This is a genomic window from Marinobacterium sedimentorum (genome assembly GCF_024267675.1).
In the GTDB taxonomy this organism is placed as follows: domain Bacteria; phylum Pseudomonadota; class Gammaproteobacteria; order Pseudomonadales; family Balneatricaceae; genus Marinobacterium_A; species Marinobacterium_A sedimentorum.
The window spans coordinates 99474-106286 of sequence record NZ_JALDYX010000016.1 but is presented as its reverse complement, the minus strand read 5'-3'; the positions used below and the strand labels follow the sequence as shown (position 1 = coordinate 106286).

5 protein-coding genes are annotated in these 6813 nt (G+C 58.8%); 1 reads left to right on the top strand and 4 read right to left on the bottom strand.

Annotated elements, in window-relative coordinates; all coding sequences use genetic code 11:
* Window positions 1-406: 406 nt before the first annotated feature.
* On the top strand, window positions 407-1414 hold the full coding sequence (gene moaA, locus MRS74_RS14435) for a GTP 3',8-cyclase MoaA (protein WP_254580978.1): 1008 nt from the start codon (window positions 407-409) through the stop codon (window positions 1412-1414).
* Window positions 1415-1523: 109 nt separating this feature from the next.
* Here the strand turns inward: moaA and MRS74_RS14430 are convergent, their stop codons facing one another.
* Genes MRS74_RS14430 through MRS74_RS14415 form a run of 4 tightly spaced genes read right to left on the bottom strand, consistent with a single transcriptional unit; the run spans window position 1524 to window position 6813 of the window.
* Complete coding sequence (locus MRS74_RS14430; RefSeq protein ID WP_254580977.1) at window positions 1524-3083, bottom strand: SulP family inorganic anion transporter; 1560 nt, start codon at window positions 3081-3083, stop codon at window positions 1524-1526.
* A 14-nt stretch (window positions 3084-3097) separates the two neighbouring features.
* The gene (locus MRS74_RS14425; protein WP_254580976.1) at window positions 3098-4174 is read right to left on the bottom strand and encodes a c-type cytochrome; all 1077 of its coding nucleotides are present in this window, start codon (window positions 4172-4174) and stop codon (window positions 3098-3100) included.
* The gene (locus MRS74_RS14420) at window positions 4174-4743 is read right to left on the bottom strand and encodes a hypothetical protein (RefSeq protein WP_254580975.1); all 570 of its coding nucleotides are present in this window, start codon (window positions 4741-4743) and stop codon (window positions 4174-4176) included. Before MRS74_RS14420 ends, MRS74_RS14425 begins: the two co-directional genes overlap by 1 nt.
* Before the next feature lie 6 nt (window positions 4744-4749).
* On the bottom strand, window positions 4750-6813 hold the full coding sequence (locus tag MRS74_RS14415; protein ID WP_254580974.1) for a putative bifunctional diguanylate cyclase/phosphodiesterase: 2064 nt from the start codon (window positions 6811-6813) through the stop codon (window positions 4750-4752).

Below are 6813 nucleotides of genomic sequence, written 5' to 3'. Positions count from 1 at the left end.
GCCGATGGTAGTGTGGGGTCTCCCCATGTGAGAGTAGGTCATCGCCAAGCATTTATTCAACGAAAACGCCTCGACCATTGGTCGGGGCGTTTTTGTATGTGGATTTTAAAGCCAATTGAACGTCGCCGGGAGCCGCCTGATCCCATCCGCTCTTTATCTGCCGCAGCGCCCAGCAGCGACCGCTCCTGAGCATCCATGCTCCCGCGGAATTAGTGCATCCCTGCACGTCAACGCGGTATCGCCGAGGGTCCTGTGGGTCTCCACATGTGAGTACCCGGGGGCATGATTAGTCGGTCAATGTCTTTTCTGCACCGGACAGATTCTGTACAACGTGATATTGTATCGACGATTCTGCCGGACTATCGGTTCCGATACCCTGTCCGGTAAACCTGATAAAAAGATTAACATGAGGTGCCCTGTGGCGACTGAGCAGCTGATTGATCCCTTCGGACGCCAGATTACCTATGTACGGATGTCGGTGACAGACCGCTGCGATTTCCGTTGCGTCTACTGCATGGGCGAGGACATGACGTTCCTGCCGCGCCAGCAGGTCTTGTCGCTGGAAGAGATTCAGAGCATTGCCAGGGCTTTCACGGAGCTGGGCGTGAACAAGGTTCGTTTGACCGGTGGCGAGCCTCTGGTACGGCGTGATGTCATCACTCTGTTTGATGGTATCGGCAAACTGGAGGGGCTGCGTGAGTTCTGTGTCACGACCAATGGCTCGCAGCTGCGCCGTTATGCCCGGCAGCTAAAAGACGCCGGTGTGAATCGTCTGAATATCAGTCTGGACAGTCTGCAGCCGGATCGCTTTCTGCGTCTTACCCGTACCGGGCGGCTGGAGCAGGTGCTGGATGGTATTGAGGCAGCCCGGGAAGCAGGATTCGAGCGTATCAAGCTGAATGCCGTAGTGCTCAAGGGGCGTAACGACGACGAAGTACATGAGCTGGTGAGCTATGCCCGGGATCGTTCCCTGGACATCAGCTTTATCGAGGAAATGCCCCTGGGACAGATATCGGAACATGATCGTGCCGAAACATTCTGTTCCAGCGACGATGTTCGGGCGCTGATTGAGCCGCACTACCCGCTGCTGCCAACCACCGAGTCCAGCGGTGGCCCCTCGAAATATTGGCGCATGGCGGACAGCAACAGCCGTATTGGCTTTATATCGCCCCACAGTCATAACTTCTGCGGTGACTGTAACCGGGTGCGGGTAACGGTGGAAGGTCGCCTGCTACTGTGCCTGGGGAATGAGGATTCGCTGGATCTCAAAGCGTTGCTGCGCCGCTATCCCGGTGATATAGAGCGCCTCAAGGCGGCTATCGTAGAAGCCATTCAGCACAAGCCGGAGCGTCACCACTTCAGTAATGAGGGTGACGTACAGATCGTTCGCTTCATGAACATGACCGGTGGCTAAGGCCCCGCTCAATCCATCTGCCTTATAGCTCCTCTCTACACGACAAGCGCCTGCCCGACAGGGAGGCGCTTCGGCTCGTCACCTGCCTTAGCGCCATAACGCCAGAATCTCAAAGTACCCGGCGCTGGCGGCGGTCTGTTTTGCTGTGCTTGACGCGCTTGCCGGTGCGTCTGTCCATGCCGCTACGTCTGTCCATGAAGCGTACCTTTTCATGCTGGCGGAGCTCTGCCAGCCAGCGGACGCCCTCCGGGTCTATGTGGTGCACCGCCGAGAAATCCACTACCAGTTCATCCTGTTGGTTTATGGCCTTGTGAAACAGGGATTCGATTACCGGTAGAGATCCATAATAGATGTTCCCCTTGATCCGCAGAGTATTGCCGTCCAGAGACACATTGGGGTGGGCTTTTTCCCATTTCGCATAGGCCAGCGCCAGCAGCGAACCGCAGATCACCGCGCCAAAGAGCCCAAAGATATGCACGGATATAAAGGATGTCGAAAACACTATGGCTTCGGGGACGTTGTGGAAATGGGGTTTTATATCCGACCACTTAATCATGTTGGCGCCGACGATCATGATGGTGGCAGCCATGGCGGGGATCGGAATAATGGCGATCAGGTCGGAGAAAAACAGCACCAGCAGCAACAGTATCAGGCCAGAGAAAACCGCCGCCAGGCGGCTGACAGCGCCCATGGCGTGCATCAGCCACATGCGGTTGAACGAGGCACAGGTCGGCAGCGAGGATATAAAGGGCAGTAGGCAATTACTGAGGCTGTCGGCGAAAATGCCATGGCGCGCGCTGATGTAACGTCCCTGCTTGCGGTTCATGCGCCGCATGGCAGCCACCGTCTGGAACAGCCCCAGTAATGCCAGCGTGATGGCACCTGGAATGATGCTGATCAGATCGGGCATGGCTTCCTGCGTGAACAGCGGAATGGACGGGAACACGAAGCCAATGGCAGACATGTCTGCGGTCTGTTCGATCAGGGTGTTTTCCAGACCATAGCGGCTGTTGAGGTATTCCGACAGCAGGGTGCCGGCGATGATTCCCAGCAGGATGGCGGCATTGCGAATGGGCTGGAACTGCCGCGCCAGTACGGTGACCACCAGCGTCACCAGGCCTATGTGGATGGCATGCATATTGCCGATTTCGAGCATGGCAAGGAAAGTCTGCCAGGCTATCCACAGGGGCCATTCAACCTCGGTATTAATCGGCAGACCGGCAAAGCCCGCAAAGGATTTGAAGATCAGAAACAGGCCTATGCCGCAGATCATGCCGTTGATCACAGGCTCGCTGAGAAAGTCCAGCATGCGCCCCAGCGCGGGTATCAGCAGGAACAGCAGCTGGAAGACACCGGCCATCAGGATCAGGCTCAGGGCGTAGCCGATATAGTCATTGCCAAACTGCGGTGCCACCGGCAGCAGGGTCACGCCGATCACCGCCGACATGGCGCTGTTGGGGCCGCCGTGGAATATTCGCGAAGGATTGAGCAGGGCGGTGAACAGCACGCCCCAGATGGCGGCATAGATGCCGAAGTAGGGCGGCAGCCCTGCCAGGGTGGTGGAAAAGGCGATGGCCTGGGGCAGGACCACCACCGCCAGAGTGAGGCCCACCAGCAGGCTGTTGCCGATTGCGTAATCTTTGCCGCGGTTCATCAGGGAGGCGTGCATGCTGGGTCCTTGGATTACGGCTTGTTGGCGTGAAAGTTTTCAACGGCAGCCACCAGGGGTGGCATGACAAACATCATCACCTGCTGCCAGGCAGCGGCCAGCGGTCCCTGCTTGTCGCCGGCGGGTCTGGGCAGGTTGCTGATATAAAAGGCAATGTCGCGACATTCCTGGGGTTCCAGGGTGCCTTCCTGGCCCAGTGGCATGTTGCGGCAGATAAATCCCGGCAGGATGGTCGAAACAAATGAAAAGTTGTTGCGTGACTGCAGGTTGAAGGCATCGGGGCCGGCCACCGCGGGGAACAGTACCTGCTTGTCCACAACGGTGCCCAGCCCCTGCCGGCCATGACACTGGGCGCACTTGTCCCGGTACAGGGACTGCCCGCGCACGTAATCGTCACCGCGCTTGTCGGTCATGGAGGCGGTGACCTCATCGATACCCTGTTCGGGGTAGCGATTACCGATGCGAAGGTCCAGCGCGGCGGACAGAAAGCGGCTGTAGGCGGTCACATCGCCGATCAGGTCGTCGGCGATATTGGGCTTGAAACCATTGGATGAGTTGATAAAGCACTGCATCTGGCGCAGCTCGTAGGGCAGCAGTATGCCGGTGAAGCGGTCATACATGTCGGCCATGACCCAGGAGGCGCCCAGGCTCAGGGAGCCTATCTGGGGCTCGGCGTCGGGGGTCTGCTTGTCGCCGATGCCCTGGTGGCAGTGATCGCAGCTGGTCTGGTTGCCGCGTACAAAGCGGGTCGAGTTCCAGCGTTCTAGCCTGTTGTTCTCGGCATGCTGTCCCTGCAGGTCGTCGATGATATTGCAGCCGCGCTCGATGGCGCGTACATCTTCGGCGCTGTAACCTTGCCTGACGACCTGCTGGCCGGTTTTTTGCTGGATATAGGGCGAGATGTAGACGTCGCCGGGCTGGAGTCCATAGGCCGACAGCTTCGCCTTACAGCCGGGTGTCAGCGTTACTGCGTTCTGGCGAATCAGGGCCCGTTCAGCATGATAGCTCTGGGCCACGCTGTACAGGCTTGCCAGCAGGGCGAGTAAGAGTCCTATCTGGATAATTTTTACGGCTCGGGGGGAGAGGTCCATCAGGGGGCTCCCCCCAGACTGCCTTCGCCAAGTTGCAGGTGATGGGCCACCATGCGGGCAAAGATGCGCACGTCGCGCACCGCCGGGTCATAGATCGTTGGCACGAAACCATCCAGGTGTTTGGCGTAGCAGCGCATCACGCTTTCCTCGAAGGATACACGCCGTTCCAGTTCCGGTTCGAATCTATCCCCGTTGACCAGGGCATAGGCGAGGTCCTCATTACTGTGGCAGCTGCTGCAGCTGTTGTTGCTGTCGGTGGATGATTTTCGGGTAAAGCGCCAGGCATACTCGGGCGTGTGGTGCGTCAGGTTGTAGCCGTTTTGCACGGCCCGCACAAAATAACCGTCGCGACCAAAGCTGTCGACCTGATAGGACAGGCGAAAGTCCTCCCAGCCGGGCTCCGTGCGGGTCTTGTGCGAAAAGGTGGCGAGTCCTGAACCCAGGTGCGCCCAGAGCACAAACAGCAACAGCATAACGGCACACAATAGCGGTCGTACGGTGGCGCTCAGCGTCTCTTTGCGGGCGGCTCTGGCACGCAATACTGCAGGCGAATGGGCGGGTTGTTGCATGCTGACTTACATCTCCTTGTCTGTACTCATTCGCGGGCAGGCCTGGCTGGGCAGGGTCGCCCGGTAGGCGTCGGCTGTCATGGGCCGGGCGAGCAAATAACCCTGCAGGTAGTCACAGCCCTGCTGTTGCAGAAAGTCGCGCTGCTCGATGGTTTCCACACCCTCGGCAACCACACGCAACCCCAGGCGATGGGCCATCACCACAATGGCGCCAATGAGGGCGCAGCCGTCCTGATCCTGAGGCAGTCCCTGGATAAAGCTGCGATCGATCTTGAGTGTATCGAAGGAGAAGCGGCGCAGGTAACTGAGGGAGGAATAGCCGGTGCCGAAGTCGTCCAGGCTGAGCTTGAGCCCCATGGCCTGCAGCTGATCCAGGGTTTTGCTGATTGCGGCGTGATCATCGAGCAGTATGTTTTCCGTCATTTCCAGCTCGAGCACGTTCGCTGGAATGCGGTGCTGCGTCACCAGATCACGGATCACCGGAATCAGTCGTTCCTGCAGTTGCAGGCGGGAGATGTTGATCGCCAGGGTACCGGGGGCGAGTCCAAGGTCGAGCCAGTGTCGCAGCAAGGAAGTGGCCTGCTGCAGCACCCAGTCGCCGATGGGGATTATCAGTCCGGTGGCTTCGGCCAGGGGGATAAAGGTTGCCGGGCTGATAACGCCGTTCTGCGGGTGTTGCCAGCGCAGCAACACTTCCGCCCCTATGGGCCGGCACTGGCCGGCCTGAAAGATGGGCTGGAAGTAGAGCTCCAGCTCGTCGCGCTCGACGGCCAGGTGCAGATCCTGTTCAAGCTGCAGCCGTTGGCGTACCCGCACGTTCATTTCCTGGGTGAAGAAACAGATGGGCAGGTGGCCGGGGGTTTTGGCCTGGTACATGGCATTGTCGGCGTTGGCCATGAGTTCTTCGGCGCTGATGCCGTCATCCGGGTAGAGTGCGATGCCGATACTGCAATGCACGATGACTTCACGGCTGTGCAGCATCAGGCGTTCGGAGGTGGCTTCGAGCAGTCGTGTTGCGACCTGCTTCACTTCCTCAATACTCTGTACCCGCGGCAGCAGTACGAGGAATTCATCACCGCCCAGGCGCGCCAGTGTATCCCCATCCCGCAGACGGGACCGCAGGCGGGCGCCAAGCATGGCCAGCAGCTCGTCACCGGCGGCATGTCCCATGGTGTCGTTAACCACCTTGAAGTTGTCCAGATCAATAAAGATCACTGCAAGCAGCTCTTTGTGGCGCCGTGCCAGAAGCAGCTCGTGGTCCAGCCGTTCTATGGCCATCATGCGGTTGGGCAGCGAGGTCAGCGCATCATGGTTGGCCTGATAGTGCAGTTTGGCCTGCTCCTCGCGGATGGCGTGAATCATGGTATTGAAGGTTTCGGCCAGGCTACCCAGTTCGTCCTTTGAGGTCACCGCCACTTCTTCCAGCTCGCCAAGGCCGACATTGAGGGAGGCGGCCATCAGGCGATTGACGGGCCCCATGACGTTGTAACGGAAGACCCAGAAGATGGCGCTGCACAGGAACAGAATGATCAGGCCATAGATCGAACTTTGAATGAGTAGCTGGCGTTGGGTCTGTGAGTGCAGCTGCTCGCGACTGATGCCGACCTTTAGCTGGCCCAGTGTGCGGTCACCATGGCTGATGGGAAACTCCATGGGCAGCAGGTCATAAAGACTGGATGACAGGCGCGCCACCAGCCGGGCCGTTTTGGGCGGTGTCAGAGGGGCGGTTTCCAGATCCAGCTCCAGCGCCTGCAGGGCATCCAGTACGCGGGGATCCTGGCTGTTGAAAAAGGAGGTGAGGGGGGTGCCCTTGTCGTTGACGATAACGCCGTAGACGACATCGCGCTGGCGCGACACTTCGCGGGCATATTCGTTGAGGGTCAGGAAATCGAAGTTGAGCATGGCTTCGGGGCTGATCAGTGCGATCAGGTGGCCAAGTACCCGTCCGCGCTCGTTGAGTTGCTGTTCCAGCAACTGATTCTGGCTGTGAATAAAGTAGTAGGCGTTGAGTGCGAGCGTTACCGACAGAATGCCACTGACAATAAGAATGAACCTGGAGGCTAAGCGCAC

Bases quoted from the DNA above. Each gene is read 5' to 3' on its own strand.
- moaA (WP_254580978.1), top strand. From the start codon at position 407: ATGAGGTGCCCTGTGGCGACTGAGCAGCTGATTGATCCCTTCGGACGC.
- MRS74_RS14430 (WP_254580977.1), bottom strand. From the start codon at position 3,083: ATGCACGCCTCCCTGATGAACCGCGGCAAAGATTACGCAATCGGCAAC.
- MRS74_RS14425 (WP_254580976.1), bottom strand. From the start codon at position 4,174: ATGGACCTCTCCCCCCGAGCCGTAAAAATTATCCAGATAGGACTCTTA.
- MRS74_RS14420 (WP_254580975.1), bottom strand. From the start codon at position 4,743: ATGCAACAACCCGCCCATTCGCCTGCAGTATTGCGTGCCAGAGCCGCC.